General features: G+C 69.5%; 12 protein-coding genes. 4 read left to right on the top strand and 8 right to left on the bottom strand.

Going from position 1 to position 15017, the window contains the following annotated elements; all coding sequences use genetic code 11:
* Positions 1 to 148: 148 nt before the first annotated feature.
* Positions 149 to 1060: a hypothetical protein gene (locus ACJ8AN_RS04875; RefSeq protein ID WP_407754045.1), complete on the top strand. Its 912-nt coding sequence runs from the start codon at positions 149 to 151 to the stop codon at positions 1058 to 1060.
* On the opposite strand, the gene ACJ8AN_RS04870 is transcribed toward ACJ8AN_RS04875, so the two are convergent.
* A complete protein-coding gene (locus ACJ8AN_RS04870) occupies positions 1032 to 1655 on the bottom strand; it encodes a hypothetical protein (RefSeq protein WP_407754044.1) in 624 nt (207 codons plus the stop codon). The genes ACJ8AN_RS04875 and ACJ8AN_RS04870 overlap by 29 nt on opposite strands.
* 83 nt (positions 1656 to 1738) lie before the next feature.
* On the opposite strand from ACJ8AN_RS04870, the gene ACJ8AN_RS04865 reads away from it, so the two are divergent.
* Together ACJ8AN_RS04865 and ACJ8AN_RS04860 are read left to right on the top strand one after the other, a co-directional pair.
* Positions 1739 to 3109 (top strand): FAD-binding oxidoreductase, encoded by a 1371-nt coding sequence (locus ACJ8AN_RS04865; RefSeq protein WP_407754126.1) that lies wholly within the window; start codon positions 1739 to 1741, stop codon positions 3107 to 3109.
* Positions 3110 to 3253: 144 nt separating this feature from the next.
* The gene (locus ACJ8AN_RS04860) at positions 3254 to 4342 is read left to right on the top strand and encodes an RNA polymerase sigma factor (protein ID WP_407754043.1); all 1089 of its coding nucleotides are present in this window, start codon (positions 3254 to 3256) and stop codon (positions 4340 to 4342) included.
* A gap of 58 nt (positions 4343 to 4400) precedes the next feature.
* Here ACJ8AN_RS04860 and ACJ8AN_RS04855 read toward each other — a convergent pair whose 3' ends face one another.
* The 5 genes from ACJ8AN_RS04855 to fusA all read right to left on the bottom strand — a co-directional run bounded on the left by ACJ8AN_RS04855 (position 4401) and on the right by fusA (position 13278).
* On the bottom strand, positions 4401 to 5708 hold the full coding sequence (locus ACJ8AN_RS04855; protein WP_407754042.1) for an NAD(P)/FAD-dependent oxidoreductase: 1308 nt from the start codon (positions 5706 to 5708) through the stop codon (positions 4401 to 4403).
* A gap of 146 nt (positions 5709 to 5854) precedes the next feature.
* A complete protein-coding gene (abc-f, locus tag ACJ8AN_RS04850) occupies positions 5855 to 7477 on the bottom strand; it encodes a ribosomal protection-like ABC-F family protein (RefSeq protein ID WP_407754041.1) in 1623 nt (540 codons plus the stop codon).
* 92 nt (positions 7478 to 7569) lie between these two features.
* A complete protein-coding gene (locus tag ACJ8AN_RS04845) occupies positions 7570 to 9498 on the bottom strand; it encodes an ABC-F family ATP-binding cassette domain-containing protein (protein ID WP_407754040.1) in 1929 nt (642 codons plus the stop codon).
* 45 nt (positions 9499 to 9543) lie between these two features.
* The gene (locus ACJ8AN_RS04840) at positions 9544 to 11028 is read right to left on the bottom strand and encodes a DEAD/DEAH box helicase (protein WP_407754039.1); all 1485 of its coding nucleotides are present in this window, start codon (positions 11026 to 11028) and stop codon (positions 9544 to 9546) included.
* Between the two features lie 135 nt (positions 11029 to 11163).
* Complete coding sequence (gene fusA, locus ACJ8AN_RS04835) at positions 11164 to 13278, bottom strand: elongation factor G (protein WP_407754038.1); 2115 nt, start codon at positions 13276 to 13278, stop codon at positions 11164 to 11166.
* 323 nt (positions 13279 to 13601) lie between these two features.
* Here fusA and ACJ8AN_RS04830 point away from each other — a divergent pair, with 323 nt between their 5' ends.
* The gene (locus ACJ8AN_RS04830; protein WP_407754037.1) at positions 13602 to 13931 is read left to right on the top strand and encodes a hypothetical protein; all 330 of its coding nucleotides are present in this window, start codon (positions 13602 to 13604) and stop codon (positions 13929 to 13931) included.
* Positions 13932 to 13941: 10 nt separating this feature from the next.
* Here the strand turns inward: ACJ8AN_RS04830 and ACJ8AN_RS04825 are convergent, their stop codons facing one another.
* Positions 13942 to 14751 carry a pseudouridine synthase gene (locus ACJ8AN_RS04825; protein WP_407754036.1) on the bottom strand — a complete coding sequence of 270 codons (810 nt, stop codon included), beginning with the start codon at positions 14749 to 14751 and terminating at the stop codon, positions 13942 to 13944.
* A gap of 26 nt (positions 14752 to 14777) precedes the next feature.
* On the bottom strand, positions 14778 to 15005 hold the full coding sequence (locus ACJ8AN_RS04820) for a hypothetical protein (RefSeq protein WP_407754035.1): 228 nt from the start codon (positions 15003 to 15005) through the stop codon (positions 14778 to 14780).
* Positions 15006 to 15017: the final 12 nt, after the last annotated feature.

Genomic DNA, 15017 nt, shown 5'->3' with positions numbered 1-15017 from the left:
AGCTCGGGCTTCATCGCCGGCGAGAGCCTCATGGGTATCGCCGTGGCCATCCTCAAGGCCACCGGGAAGATGCCCAAGTAGGCCTTCGTGGGCTGTGCCGAGGCTGGCGTTGCGGTGCCCGGAGTGTTGTGGGTTGATGCCCGGGTAGATGATCCCTGGTCCCGACATCGTCATCGCCTGCCCGGCCTGCGGGGCCCTGCACCGGTATGCCTCGCTGAGGAGCGGCAATTCCTTCGGCGCCTGGGGCTGGACGGATGGGCGCGTGGTGTCGCCGCTGCTCCCGGACCGGCCTCGCATCACGCGCTGCCATGCCTGCGGCGGCTTCGTCTGGGTGTACCGGGCCGAAGAGGTGGGCACGCTCACCGAGGCGCGCGTCTTCGAGCCCGTGTACGAAATCATCGTGGAGCACGAGGGCCCGCGGCGGGTGGACGTGATGGCCCGGCTGCGCGATCGCTCGAAGCAGAGCTTCGCCGAGGTGAAGGAGCTGCTCGCACGTGCCCCCGTCGTGGTCGCCCGCGACGTGTTCGAGGACGAGGCGCGGCGGCTGGTGCAATCGCTCCAGGATGCGGGGGCTTCCGCTTCCATGCGCAGGCAGGTCATCGACACCGGGAAGACGCCCGAGGGACCTCCGCCCGAGTGGAAGTCCGCCCCCTACGTGACGCACTTGTCCGAGCGGGAGCTGTTGGCCGCGATCGCCGAGGGGGTGGCGGAGTCCTGGGAGGATGCGTGCTACCTGCGCGTCCAGGCGTGGTGGGCGGGCAACGAGCCCTTCCGGCGCACCGAGGTGCCCTGGGTACCGTGGGCGGAGCGCTCCCCCGAAGCGCGCGAGAACCTGCGGGCGCTCGCGGCGCAGTTGTCGGAGAGGGATCCCGTCGAGCGCTTGATGAAGGCCGAGGCCCTCCGCGAGCTGGAGTGCTTCGACGAGGCGAGGGCGGTGTTCCAGGCCGGCTTGCCCAAGGGCTTCGAGCAGGCGGCGGCGTTCATCCGCGCGCTCGCCGAGCAGGGCATCGCCGAGCTGCGCCAGCTGCCTCCTACGGAGCGGCCGGAGCCTTCTCGGTGATGTCGATGATCAGGGTCAGCTGCTTCTGATCTCCGCTGTCGGGAGGGCCCGACATGACCCGCACCTGGTGGAAGTGGCCGAGCTTCGAGACCTGCTCCCGGATGTTCTCGAGCGTCTTCGCCGTGCACGCCTTGTCCTTGGGGAGCGCGCTCTTCGCCGCCTCGATGGCGCGGGCCGGGGACACCGTCGCGTCCTTCTCCGGCGTCACCCAGATGATGGTGCCCACCCGGTAGCGCGCCCCGAGCTGGGCATTCAACCCGTCTCCCTGATGTGCCACGCGCGCCTCGGGCCAGCAGAGCGAGTGCAGCCGGTCCTCGAGCAACCGCGCCGCGGTGTCCTCGCACCGCGACTTCTCCGTACTCCCCACCGCTTGCAGGGGAAGGTTCTCGAGCACGCGCTCGCGGACGGACGAGGGCAGCTCGTCGAGCCCGGTGACCTGCTTTTTGGTCAGCGAGCCCATGCTCGTGGTTTTGCACTGCTCCCGAAGGAAGAAGCTGCTGTCGACGCGCTGGAGCACCTCGCGGGTGTTGTGCTGCTGCGCCGCGCAGGCCGCCAGCATGAGACCGAGGAGGGGAAGAATCGAGCGACGGATCATGACGGGTGTTTGTAGCGCACCAGGGGCTTCGGCGCAGGTGACGAGAGGATGCGCGTTCTTCGCTCGTGTTAGCGTCCGCGGTCATGAGCGCGGATTTGTTGCGTGAGCTCGCCGCGGTGCTTCCTCCCGAGGCCCTCGTCACCGACCCCGATGTCCTCGAGGCCCACCGCCATGATCAGGCGGGTTGGGCGCCCTCCGGTTGTCCCCGCGTCCTCGTCCGCCCTGGCTCCACCTCCGAGGTCCAGGCCGTGCTCCGGGTGGCTTCCGCCCTTCGTGTGCCCGTCGTTCCCCGTGGTGCGGGCTCGGGGCTCTCGGGCGGCGCCAACGCGGTGGATGGGTGCATCGTGCTCTCGCTCACGCGGATGAATCGCATCCTGGAGCTCGACCGGCGCGGCATGTTCGCCGTCGTCCAACCGGGTGTCATCAACGGCTCGCTCAAGGCCGCCGCCGCCGAGCAGGGGCTCTGGTATGCGCCGGATCCCGCGAGCTGGGAGTTCTCGACGATCGGCGGCAACCTCGCGACCAATGCCGGCGGCCTGTGCTGCGTGAAGTACGGCGTCACCGGAGATGCCGTGCTCGGGCTCGAGGCCGTCCTCGCCGATGCCTCCGTCGTCCGCACCGGCGGCCGCACCGTCAAGAATGTCGCGGGCTATGACCTCACCCGGTTGTTCGTCGGCTCCGAGGGCACGCTCGGCGTCATCACCGAGGCCACCCTGAAGCTCCGGCCACGTCCGCCCCCGGCCACGACGCTGGTGGCCTCCTTCCCCACGCTCGTCGGAGCCGGTGCGGCCGTCATGGACATCATGGCCGACACCCGGCCCTCGCTCCTGGAGCTGATGGACCGCACCACCGTGCGCGCCGTCGAGGCCGCCCGGCCCATGGGACTGGACGTCGAGTCCGCGGCGCTCCTGCTGGCGCGCTCGGATGCCGGAGGCGAGCAGGGCGTGGCCGAGTGCGCTCGAATGGTGGCCGCCTGTGAGGCCAACGGGGCCACCTTCGTCGCCCACTCCGCCGACGAGGCCGAGGGCGAGCTGCTGCTCGGTGCTCGCCGGTTCGCCTTCCCCGCGCTGGAGCGGCAGGGCTCGACGCTGCTCGATGATGTCGGCGTGCCGCTCTCGCGCATCGCGGAGCTGCTCGCGGCGGTCGAGCGCATCGCCGAGCAGCGCCAGGTGCTCATTGGCACCTTCGGGCACGCGGGCGATGGGAACATGCACCCCACGCTCGTCTTCGACCGGAACGATCCGGAGGCGGTGGCTCGGGCCCGGGCGGCGTTCGACGACATCCTGCACGTGGTGCTCGAGCTGGGAGGCACCATCACCGGCGAGCATGGGGTCGGCACTCTCAAGCGGCCGTTCATCGCCCGGCAGCTCGGTCCCGAGACCCACCGGCTCCACCTCGCCATCAAGGCCGCGGTGGATCCGCTCGGCATCCTCAACCCCGGCAAGCTGCTCTGAGCTTCTTGCCGAACCCCCAGGCCCGCGAAAACCCTCGTTGTTCCGGGGACTTGCACGAAATCGCGGGAGCACACGTCACATTTCCCGCCGGGCGACGACCTTGTTCGCGAAGGCCCTCCGGGGCATGAACAGGAGCGGATGTCGATGACGCGGAACATGGAGAACCTCAGTCCGGTCGTAGCGGCGGCGCGGGGCGATCGCGACGCCTTCCACGCGGTGGTGCTCGCCCATCAGCGCCTCGTCGGCTCAATCGCGTTGGCGATGAGTGGGGACCTGGCTTCGAGCGAGGACATCGCGCAGGAGGTGTTCCTGCACGCGTGGAAGGGCCTCCACCGGCTGACGCGGCCCGAGAGCTTTCTGCCCTGGCTCCGCGAGCTGACGCGCAACCGCGCGCGCGATTTCCTCCGGCGCAGGGGCCGGAGGCACGAGGTGCTGGGCGCGGAAGCCGAGCTCCTGCTCGGCCAGAGCGCCGCTCCGTTGGAGGACGCGGAGGCAAAGCTCCTCGGAGCGGAGCAGGCGGCACGGCTCGCCGCGGCGCTCGACGCGCTGCCGGAGGAGAGCCGCGAGGTGGTCATCCTCTACTACCGGGAGGGGAGATCGGCCGCGCAGGTGGCGAAGCTGCTCGACCTGAGTGAAGCGGCGGTGCGCAAGCGGCTCGAGCGGGCGCGCGGCGTGCTGCGTGAGGCGACGCTCGACGACGTGGGCGCGTGCGCCGAGGGCACGGCCCCGGACGAGGGCTTCGCACGCGCCGTCATGGCCGCGCTGCCCATGGGCGCACCGGTGGGCGGCTCCCTGGCGGCGCTCCAGCTCCCGCTGCTGGGCAAGGTGGGCGCGGGGGTGCTCGGGTCCGGAGGCGGGCTCATGGCCGGGCTCCTCGGGCTGCGTTACGGGCTGCGGCGCCAGCTCGCGGGGGCGCACGACGAGGAGGAGCGGCGCGCGTTGCGGCGGTTCGCGCTCTGGGCCGCGGTGCAACTGGTGGGGGTGTGCGGCGCCATGGGCCTCGCTACCGCGCTCGGGCACCTCCGGGTCGCGCTGGTGCTGGGGGCGGTGCAGGCGATCGCCTCCGGAATCCTGGCGGGCATCTGGTTGCCGCGGCTCCAGCGGCGGCGCATCGAGGCCGAGGAGCGCGCGGACCCGGAGTCGGCCGCGCGGCGCCGGGCGAAGCGCATCGTGGGCTGGACGGCCTGCGCGCTCACCGCGGGGACGCTGCTGCTCGCCGCGGTGCTCGCCTGAGCGGGCGTCTAATGGCATCAGCCGAGCGCCTGGTCGAGGTCCCCGAGGAGCTCCTCGATCAATCCGCGCGGCCCACGAGCCGGCGCACGTCGCCCGCGATGCCGCGAGCCAATGCGCCCAGCAGGAGCCCCGGCGGAGCCCACTGCGCGGGGTCGATGCGGCGGCCGACCAGGAGCGAGAAGCGCTTCATGTACTCGGCATCCGTCATCATCCAGCGGAGCACGCTCCTGGCGGCCCAGGGTGGCATCTCGGTGTAGATCTCCCGCTTCAGCCGGTCGAGCGTGGCCTGGAACATGGGGCGCGTGGCGGCGATGGCTTCGCGCTCGTAGCGTTCGACGGCCTGCTCCCAGCTGAGGGTGCCCTGTTTCCACTCGACGAGCGCGGCGGCGAGCAGCTTGCTCTCGAGGAGGGCGTCGTAGATGCCCTGCGCGTCGATGGAATCCTTCTGGTGGAAGGCGTCGCCCACGAGCACCCAGCCGGGACCGCCCGCCTGACGGTACAGGTTGCCCACCCGCTTCATGCCGCTGAGCTTCGAGACCTGGGTGGCGTTGGCCAGACGGCGCCAGATGGAGGGGTAACGGCGCAGGCCCTCGAGGTAATAGGACTGGGCGTCCTCGGGCGCCTGGAAGCGATCGGCGCGCCCCTGGAAGACGACCGCGACGCGGTTCTCCGTGGTGGGCATGAGGATGACGCTGAAGCCGTCGCCGGGCGCATGGACGTGGATGCCCACGGGGTCGGGCTCGTACGGCGCGTGCCCGGTCCAGTATGCGTACAGCAGCGAGGTCTCGACGTCCGTGTGCTGCTCGGTGATGCGAGCGCCGGCCTGACGCGCGACGAGGCTGAAGCGTCCATCGGCGCCGACGACACAGCTGCCGTTCACCTTCTGCTCCGAACCATCCTCGAGCCGGACCTTGACCCCGTTCACCCGCCCGGAGGCATCGCGCTCGAGGTCCAGGACGCTCACGCCCTCGAGCCGCGTCACCGAGCCGTAGCGGGAGAGGTGATTCCAGAGGCTGCTGTCGAGGCGCTCGCGATCGACGGTGTAGATGTAGTCGCGGCCACCGACATCGCTGATGGCGCAGTGGGCGCGGAAGTAGTCCTTGTACTCGATGAAGAAGTTGCGGAGGCGCGGCGCGTCGTGGGCGTACTCGGACTCGGGGATCTCGAGCTCGTCGAGCAGGCTCATGGCGCTGTTCATGAGGAAGGGCACCGAGACCGGTGGCGCGCTGGGGAAGTTCGCCCGTTCGATGATCAGGACGCGCCAGCCGAGACGGCCCAGGCGCAGCGCGAGGCTCGCTCCGGCGGGGCGGCCACCGACGATGATGGCGTCATACGGCTCGGAGGACAGTGGGCTCGTGGTGCTCATGGATGCTCCTGTGACGAGGAGCATCCGCCCGCGTGACCCGGCCTGTCAAAACCACCCCCGGGAGTCCCTGGCGGGTGAGGCGAAAAGCAAAGCCCCGGTCACCAGGGGAGGTGCCGGGGCTCGGTGCGTGGGCTCTGCCCGCAGCGTCAGCTGCGCAGGCCGGGGGCCTCGTGGCCGCTGCGCGCCACGTACTCGGTGTAGCCACCGCCGTACTGGTGGATGCCCTCGGGCGTGAGCTCCAGCACCCGGTTGGACAGCGCGGCGAGGAAGTGCCGGTCGTGGCTCACGAAGAGCATGGTGCCCTCGTAGTTGGCCAGCGCCGTGATCAGCATCTGCTTCGTCGTCATGTCCAGGTGGTTGGTGGGCTCGTCGAGCACCAGGAAGTTGGGCGGATCGTAGAGCATCTGCGCCAGCACGAGCCGGGCCTTCTCGCCACCGGAGAGCACCTTGCACTTCTTCTCGATCTCATCGCCGGAGAAGCCGAAGCACCCCGCCAGAGCGCGCAGCGAGCCCTGCGAGGCGCGGGGGAACTTGTCCACCAGCGAGTCGAACACGGTCTGCTCGGGCTTGAGCAGCTCCATGGCGTGCTGGGCGAAGTAGCCCATCTTCACGCTGCCGCCGACCGACACCGCGCCGTCATCCGGCCGCGACTCGCCGGCGATGAGCTTGAGCAGCGTGGACTTGCCCGCGCCGTTCACGCCCATCACGCACCAGCGCTCGCCGCGCCGCACGAGGAAGTCCAGGCCGCTGTAGATGCGGCGCTTGCCGTAGCCCTTCACCACCCGCTCCAGCTTCGCCACGTCGTCGCCCGAGCGCGGCGCCTGCTGGAACTCGAAGAGCAGCGTCTGGCGGCGCTTGGGCGGCTCCACCTTCTCGATCTTGTCCAGCTTCTTCACCCGGCTCTGCACCTGGGCCGCGTGCGAGGCGCGCGCCTTGAAGCGCTCGATGAACTTCAGCTCCTTGGCGAGCATCGCCTGCTGGCGGTCGTACTGCGCCTGCTGGTGCTTCTCGTTGATCGCCCGCTGCTGCTCGTAGAAGTTGTAGTCGCCCGTGTACGTCGTGAGCTCGCCGCCGTCGATCTCGATGATCTTCGTCACGATGCGGTTCATGAACTCGCGATCGTGGCTCGTCATCAGCAGCGCGCCCTCGAAGCCCTTGAGGAAGGTCTCCAGCCAGATGAGCGACTCGAGGTCCAGGTGGTTGCTGGGCTCGTCCAGCAGCATCACGTCCGGACGCATGAGCAGGATGCGCGCGAGCGCCACGCGCATCTTCCACCCGCCCGACAGCGCCCCCACGTCCCCGTCCATCATCTCCTCGGTGAAGCCGAGGCCCGCGAGAATCTCCCGCGCCCGTCCCTCCAGCGCGTACCCGCCGAGCTCCTCGTAGCGCCCCTGCACCACGCCGAAGCGCTCCACGAGCTTGTCCATCTCGTCCATGCGCTCGGGGTCCGCCATGGCCGCCTCGAGCTGCTTGAGCTCCGCGGCGATCTCGGACACCGGCCCCGCGCCGTCCATGGCCTCGGCCACGGCGCTCTTGCCCGCCATCTCGCCCACGTCCTGGTCGAAGTAGCCGATGGTGACGCCGCGATCCACGGACACCTGGCCCTCGTCCGGGTGCTCGCGCTGGACGATCATCTTGAAGAGCGTGGACTTGCCCGCTCCGTTCGGGCCCACCAGGCCCACCTTCTCGCCCTTGTTGAGCTGCGCAGACGCCTCCACGAAGAGGATCTGCTGTCCGTGCTGCTTGCCGATGTTGTCGAGACGAATCATGGGACCTCAGATGGGGGCGGGATACGCCATACCCTCACCCCGTCCCTCTCCCGGAAGGAGAGGGGATTTTTCACAGTGGTTTCTCGGGAGACTCAGGCTGCTCCGGCGGCCAGGTCTTGCAGTTCCTGCCAACGCGCGTAGAGGCGATCTACCTCCGCGGATGCCGCCTCCAGGTTCTTCTGCACCTCGGCCGCCTTGCTTCCGCTCGAGTAGACGCTCGGATCCACGAGCTGCGCTTCCAGCTCGACCTTGCGCGTCTCCGCCGCTTCGATGGCCGCCTCCATCCCGTCCAGCTCGCGCTGCTCCTTGTACGAGAGCTTGCCCGGCTTGCGCGCCTGCTTGGGCTCGGCCGCTGGAGTGGATTCCGCCTTCTTCAGCGCGGCAGCCGGGGGGGCCGAGGCGCGGGCCTGGGCCTGCTCCTTCAGCCGCCGGTACATCGCGAAGTTGCCTTCGTACCGCGTCACCTTCCCGTCGCCCTCGAAGGCCAGGATGGACGTGGCCACCTTGTCCAGGAAGTAGCGGTCGTGCGTCACCAGCAGCACGCTGCCCGTGAAGCGCACCAGCAGGCTCTCGAGGATGTTCAGCGTGACGATGTCCAGGTCGTTCGTGGGCTCGTCGAGCACGAGGACGTTGGCGCCCTCCAGGAAGAGCCGCGCGAGCAGCAGCCGGTTGCGCTCGCCACCCGACAGCGCCTTCACCTGCATGCGCTGCATGGGCACGGGGAAGAGCAGGTCGTCCAGGTAGTCGCGCAGCGCCACCCGCTCGTCGCCCAGCTCCACCCAGTCGTCCCCGCGGGGCGAGGCCGCCTCGTACACCGTCTGCTCCGGGTCCAGCGAGGCCCGCGTCTGATCGTAGTAGGCCACCTTGGTGTTCTTGCCGATGACCACCTTGCCGGCGTCCGGCTGCAGCTCGCCGAGCAGCACGCGCAGGAAGGTCGTCTTCCCCACGCCGTTGGGGCCGACCAGGCCCACGCGCTCGCCGCGCTGGAGCAGCAGGTTCACGTTCTCGAGCACCTTGCGCTCGCCGAAGGACTTGCGCACCGCCTCCGCCTCGATGACGGTGTGTCCCAGCCGGGGGGCCTGGAGCACCTGCAGCGCCGCCACCTTGGGCCGCTGGAAGCCCTTCTCCGCCATCAGCTTGCGCGCCCGCTCGATGCGCGCCTTGCTCTTGGTGCGCCGCGCCTCGGGGCCCTTGCGCAGCCACGCCACTTCCTGGGAAATCCAGCGCTCGCGCTTGTGCTGGGCGACGGACGCGTTCTCCTGCGCCACCAGCTTCTGCTCCACGTACGCCTCGTAGTTGCCCGGGAACGAGACGAGGCCCTCTCCGGGCTGGATCTCCACGATGCGATCCACCAGGCCGTCGAGGAAGTAGCGGTCGTGCGTCACCAGCAGCAGCGAGCCGGGGAGCTGATCCAGCTCATCCTCCAGCCAGTCCACCGTGTCGGCGTCCAGGTGGTTGGTGGGCTCGTCCAGCATCAGCATGTCCGGCCGCATCAGCAGCGCCCGGGCGATGGCCACGCGCTTGCGCAGACCGCCGGAGAGCTCGGCCACGGGCCGGTCCCACTCCTTCACCCCCAGCCGGTCCAGGAGCGTCTTCGCGTGGTGCTCCGTGTCCCAGCCGCCGAGGTGATCGATGCGGTCCGACAGGGCCGAGAGCTGCTCCAGCAGCTTGCCCTGCGCCTCGGTGGGCGAGGACTCGAGGCGGCGGCTCAGCTCGGTGTGCGCGGCCAGGACCTCGCGCAAGGGGCCCTGGGCCACGCTCAGCTCCGAGGCGACCGTGGCGCCCGGGGGGAACTCGGGCTCCTGCGGGAGGTAGGTGACCCGTGCCCCCCGGCGCAGCTGCAGTTCCCCCGCGTCCGGGCGCATCACCCCCGCCATGATCTTCATCAGCGAGGATTTGCCGGAGCCGTTCACTCCCACGAGGCCCACGCGCTCACCCTCTTCAATGGTGAGCGTCAGGCCCTGGAAGACGGTACGGCTGCCGAAGGAGAGTTGAACGTCGGCGGCGCGGAGCAGGGTCACGGTCGTCTCGAATGCAGAACAGAGGTTCTCGTCGCGGCTGCTTCTTTACAGCCACTTGGGGGCGCGAGGCCTCTGGGAAACGGCGGGCGGTGCCGCCGGAGCCTGCGTGGAGGAACGGGCGGCCTGCTGCGAGCCACCCTGCGCCGCGGGACGGGCGCCCTGGCTGGCCGGACGATCGTTCCGGGCCCCGCCACGGCCACCACCTCCGCGTCCACCGCCACCGCCACCGCCACCGCCACCGCCACCGCCACCGCCACCGCGACCACCGCGCTGGCGGCGGCCACCGTTGCCCTCGTTGCGCTCGCCGCGGAACCCACCGCCCTGGCCCTGCGGAGCACGGGTGCTCTGCTGCTGGGGCCGGGCCGCCGGAGCGGACTCGAGCGACGTGTCCGAGCGGTACGGCTGGGCCTCCACCACCGGCACGCGCCGGCGGATGATGCGCTCGATGTCCTTCAGGTACGCGCGCTCCTCGGTGTCGCAGAAGGAGAGGGCGATGCCCGCGGCGCCCGCCCGGCCCGTGCGGCCGATGCGGTGCACGTACGTCTCCGGGATGTTGGGCAGGTCGAAGTTGATGACGTGGGTGATGCCATCGATGTCGATGCCGCGCGCCGCGATGTCCGTGGCCACCAGCACCCGGCACGCGCCGGACTTGAAGTCCGCCAGCGCCCGCTCGCGCGCGTTCTGGCTCTTGTTGCCGTGGATGGGGGCCGCGCCGATGCCCGCCGTCTCCAGCTGCTTCGCCACCCGGTTCGCCCCGTGCTTGGTGCGCGTGAAGACGAGCACCCGCTCGATGGCCTTGTCCGTCTGCAGCAGGTGGACGAGGAGCCCGCGCTTCTGCTCCTTCTCCACGAAGTACAGCCGCTGATCGATGGTCTCCGCCGTGGTGGCCACCGGCGCCACCTCGACCCGCACCGGGTTCTTCAGGATGCTGTTGGCCAGGCCCTGGATCTCCGGCGGCATGGTGGCCGAGAAGAACAGCGTCTGCCGCTGCGTGGGCAGCTTCGCGATGACGCGCTTCACGTCATGGATGAAGCCCATGTCCAGCATCCGGTCCGCCTCGTCGAGGACGAACACCTCGAGCGACTTGTAGGACACGAAGCCCTGGTTCATCAGGTCCAACAGGCGGCCCGGCGTGGCCACGAGGATGTCCACGCCGTGCTTGAGCGACTGCTCCTGGGCGTTCTGGCCCACGCCGCCGAAGATGACGGCGCTGGTGAGGCCGGTGTGGCGGCCGTACGCACGGACGCTCTCGGCAATCTGGGCGGCCAGCTCGCGGGTGGGGCTGAGCACGAGCGCTCGGATGGGGCGCCCACGGGCGGGCGGCGGCGGGCGGCCCACGGAGAGCCGCTGGAGGATGGGCAGCGTGAACGCCGCCGTCTTGCCGGTACCCGTCTGAGCGCAGCCGAGCACGTCCTTGCCCTCCAGCACGTGCGGAATGGCCTTCTGCTGGATGGGGGTGGGGATGGTGTAGCCCTCGGCCTTCACGGCGCGCAGGAGGGGCTCGGCAAGCTTCAGGTCATCAAAAGTCATGGATTCTCGGATTGGGGGTGTGTCCCCGGGTGGGCCCGCGCGGCACTCGCCGCCGGACCCGAAAAAACAGAAGGCGCCCCCGGGGGAGGCGCCTTCCTTCAACAGCCTGGAACTGTCAGGCCGTGCAGCGCGGTACTACTTGCGCGCGGCCTGCTCGGCGGCCTGCTTCTCCTTGTACTTCGCCATCAGGGCCTCGGCCTCGTTGCGGGGCACCGGCGAGTACTTGGCGAACTCCATGGTGAACTCGCCCTTACCCTGGGTGGCCGAGCGGAGGTCCGTGGAGTAGCCGAACATGGTGTTCAGCGGCACCTCGGCCACCACCGTCACGTAGCCCTCGGCCGTGCTGGACTCGAGGATGGTGCCACGGCGCTGGTTGATCTGTCCCACCACCGAGCCCTGGAAGTCCTCGGGAGCCTGGACCTCCACCTTCATCATCGGCTCGAGGATGATCGGCTTGGCGGCCGCGTAGCCCTCGCGGAAGCCCATGATGGCGGCGGTCTTGAACGCCATTTCGGACGAGTCCACCGCGTGGAACGCGCCGTCGTTGATGACCACGCGCAGGCCCACCACGGGGAAGCCGATGAGGCTGCCCTTCTTGACGGCCTCCTGGAAGCCCTTGTCGCACGCGGGGATGAACTCGCGGGGGATGGAGCCGCCCACGATGTCGTCCACGAACTCGTACTGCTGCACGGCGTCGGCCGGCAGGGGCTCGACGTAGCCGCACACGCGCGCGAACTGGCCGGAACCACCGGTCTGCTTCTTGTGCGTGTAGTAGAACTCGCCCTTCTGGGAGATGGTCTCGCGGTAGGCCACCTGCGGCTTACCGGCGATCACCTCGCAGTTGTACTCGCGCTTCATGCGCTCGATGTAGATCTCCAGGTGCAGCTCACCCATGCCGCGGATGATCGTCTCGGCGGACTCCTCGTCCCGGGTCACGCGGAAGGTGGGGTCTTCCTTGGTGAAGCGGTTGAGGGCCTTGGAGAAGTTGGCCTGGGAGTCGCGGTTCTTCGGGGAGACGGCGAGCGAGATGACGGCGTCCGGCACGAACATGGACGTCATCGTGTACTGCACGGTGCCGTCGGTGAACGTGTCGCCGGAGGCGCACTCGACGCCGAAGAGGGCGACGATGTCGCCGGCACGCGCCTCGTTGATGTCGTTCATCTCGTTCGAGTGCATGCGAACGAGGCGCGGGACCTTGACCTTCTTCTGGTTGGCCTGGTTGACGATGAAGTCACCCTTCTTCACCTGGCCCTGGTAGATGCGCATGTAGGTCAGCTGACCGTAGCGGCCGTCCTCCAGCTTGAACGCGAGGCCGACGAAGGGCTTGTCCGGGTTGGACTCGAGGATGACCTTCGCCTCGGCGTTCTTCTGGTCCAGCGCCTCGTTGGTGATCTCCGCCGGGTGGGGGAGGAACGAGCAGATGGCGTTGAGCAGCAGCTGCACGCCCTTGTTCTTGTACGCCGAGCCGCACATGACGGGCGTCATCTTCAGCGCGATGGTGGCGCGGCGGACGGCGGCCATGATCTGGTCGTTGGTGATGGCGGCGTCGGCCAGGAAGAGCTCGCCCAGGGTGTCGTCCACCTCGGCGACCTTCTCGATCATCTCCAGACGGTCGGCCTTGGCCTTGTCGAGCAGGTCGGCGGGGATGGCCTCCTCGCGGATGATCTCGCCGGCCTCACCGTCGAAGTAGAAGGCCTTCATCTGGATGAGGTCGATGAGACCCTGGAAGCGCTCCTCGGCGCCGATCGGAACCTGGAGGCGCACGGGGTGGTGGCTCAGCTTCTCCTTGAGCTGGGCGGCGACGCGCTCGTAGTTGGCGCCCGCGCGGTCCATCTTGTTGACGAACGCGATGCGGGGAACCTTGTAGCGCTTCATCTGCCGGTCCACCGTGATGGACTGGGACTGAACGCCGGACACCGAGCAGAGCACGAGGATGGCACCGTCGAGCACGCGCAGGGAGCGCTCCACCTCGATGGTGAAGTCCACGTGTCCCGGGGTGTCGATCAGATTGATGTTGTACTCGCCCCACATGGCGTAGGTGGCGGCGGACTGGATCGTGATGCCCTTCTCACGCTCCAGATCCATCGAGTCCATCTTCGCGCCCACGCCATCCTTGCCACGCACCTCGTGGATCTCGTGGATGCGGCCCGTATAGAAGAGGATGCGCTCGGAGAGCGTCGTCTTGCCCGAGTCGATGTGGGCGGAGATGCCGATGTTACGAACCTTTTCGATGGGAACTTGGGTGGCCACGAGAGTCGGTCCTTCTGATGATGAAAGTCCTGCGAGAACAGGGCAGGGGGCGCCCTTACTTCCCGCCGCTTGAAGTTTCCAGCCAAATCGGCATGGAGCCGGGGGAGCCGTGTACTCCCTCTGAGGCCCAAGGGGAAGCCCCCCCGGGTGCTGGGCTGCTGGAGGAGCCCCGCCTACACTCGCCGTTCATAACCATGAAGGCCCCCGAATACTTCTGTCGCCCCCGGGGATTTCCGGGGGTAGAGGTGGGGGGAACGCCCGGACGGTTGCCCGGGAGCCAGGAAGGGTGGAGCGCCCCGCTCCCCCGCTCGAGGAGGATGCACATGGCGAAGCCCGCGGGATTCGACAGGGACATCGGCTACCTGATGCCCTTCCTGGATCGGGTGGCGGCCGTGGCCCGGGAGCTGCCGGACGCCGGCGCCCGCGAGGAGCTGACGCGGCTGATGGCCGAGGAGAAGGCCCGCTGGGCGCGCATCCAGCAGTTGCTCGCGGGGGCCGGGGGAAGCACCGCGCCCGCCTCGGGGACTGCCGCCGCCGGCCCGCACTCGTCCTCCACCGTGCCGGAGCTCGCCCGCGCCCGCGCCGATGAGATCAACCGCGTGCAGCCGCGCCAGGCGGGGCTCACGGTGGGCAGCCTCAAGCGCCAGTCCTGAGCGTCACTCCTTATGAGGACGGGGTGTAGCGGAGCCCCTCGGCGAGCTCCGCGTCGGTGAGGAGCCGGAAGGAGCCCTCGGGCACGTCCAGCTCCACGCCGCCCACCGCCTCGCGGTGCAGGGCGCGCACCGGCAGCCCCACCGCGCCGAGCATCCGCTTCACCTGGTGGTTGCGGCCCTCGGTGACGGTGACCTCGACGGTATGAGGATCTCGCAGCACGACCTTCGCGGGCCGGGCCGTGCCGTCCTCCAGCTCCACCCCCTGGCGCAGCGGGGCGACCTTCTCCTCGTCCGCTTCGCTGAACACCGTGGCCACGTAGCGCTTGGTGAGGTGCGTCTCGGGGGACGTCACGTGCGTGACGAGCTTGTCGTCATTGGTGAAGAGGAGCAGCCCGGTGGTGCCCCGGTCCAACCGGCCCATCGCATGCCAGGTGAAGCCAGCCAGCTCGGGCGGCAGCTGGGGCAGGAGCACCTCGTAGACGGTGCCCACGCGGTGCTGGCTCACCGTGGAGGTGAGCAGCTCCGCCGGCTTGTGGAAGGCGATGACGCGCGTGGGCGCCTCGAGCGACACGGGCAGCCCGTCCACGCGCACGCTGGCTCCCGGGGACACCGGAGCGAGCGGGGACTTCACCACCTTCCCATTCACGGAGACCCGGCCCGCCTGGATGGCCTGCTCGGCCTCCTCCTGTGGCAGCACCCCGGCCCGAGCGAGCGCGCGGGACAGCCAGTCCGGCTTGGGCTTGCCCTCCCAGCGCCCGGTATGGGTGTGCTTGGCAGGGGGGGGCGCGGGCCGGCGGGAGGGGGGAGGCTTACGGGGCATGCTCCGCCCACTGTAACGGCCGCGGCTCAGCGCCGCGAGGGCTCATCGTCGAAGGCGCCGCCTTCCGACGAGCCAGGCGTCGGGCCGGGCTCGCCCTGGGGCATGGAGCGCTCTCCGCCCTCGGTGCCCTCGGCGGCATTGGGCGTGCGCTTGGGTCCGTTCTCCTTCTCCTCGGGCGCCTCGCGCTTGGGGATGGCCGGGGTGTCCTCGGGCCCGTCACCAACGGACATCCGCTCGTAGGGCATGTGCCACATGGTCAGCTCCTT

This window comes from Archangium sp. (assembly GCF_045802675.1).
In the GTDB taxonomy this organism is placed as follows: Bacteria; Myxococcota; Myxococcia; order Myxococcales; family Myxococcaceae; genus Archangium.
Note: the sequence above shows the minus strand (reverse complement) of the source record. Positions and strands in the feature narration are given on the sequence as shown.

Bases quoted from the DNA above. Each gene is read 5' to 3' on its own strand.
- ACJ8AN_RS04875 (WP_407754045.1), top strand. From the start codon at position 149: ATGATCCCTGGTCCCGACATCGTCATCGCCTGCCCGGCCTGCGGGGCC.
- ACJ8AN_RS04870 (WP_407754044.1), bottom strand. From the start codon at position 1,655: ATGATCCGTCGCTCGATTCTTCCCCTCCTCGGTCTCATGCTGGCGGCC.
- ACJ8AN_RS04865 (WP_407754126.1), top strand. From the start codon at position 1,739: ATGAGCGCGGATTTGTTGCGTGAGCTCGCCGCGGTGCTTCCTCCCGAG.
- ACJ8AN_RS04860 (WP_407754043.1), top strand. From the start codon at position 3,254: ATGACGCGGAACATGGAGAACCTCAGTCCGGTCGTAGCGGCGGCGCGG.
- ACJ8AN_RS04855 (WP_407754042.1), bottom strand. From the start codon at position 5,708: ATGAGCACCACGAGCCCACTGTCCTCCGAGCCGTATGACGCCATCATC.
- abc-f (WP_407754041.1), bottom strand. From the start codon at position 7,477: ATGATTCGTCTCGACAACATCGGCAAGCAGCACGGACAGCAGATCCTC.
- ACJ8AN_RS04840 (WP_407754039.1), bottom strand. From the start codon at position 11,028: ATGACTTTTGATGACCTGAAGCTTGCCGAGCCCCTCCTGCGCGCCGTG.
- ACJ8AN_RS04830 (WP_407754037.1), top strand. From the start codon at position 13,602: ATGGCGAAGCCCGCGGGATTCGACAGGGACATCGGCTACCTGATGCCC.
- ACJ8AN_RS04825 (WP_407754036.1), bottom strand. From the start codon at position 14,751: ATGCCCCGTAAGCCTCCCCCCTCCCGCCGGCCCGCGCCCCCCCCTGCC.
- ACJ8AN_RS04820 (WP_407754035.1), bottom strand. From the start codon at position 15,005: ATGTGGCACATGCCCTACGAGCGGATGTCCGTTGGTGACGGGCCCGAG.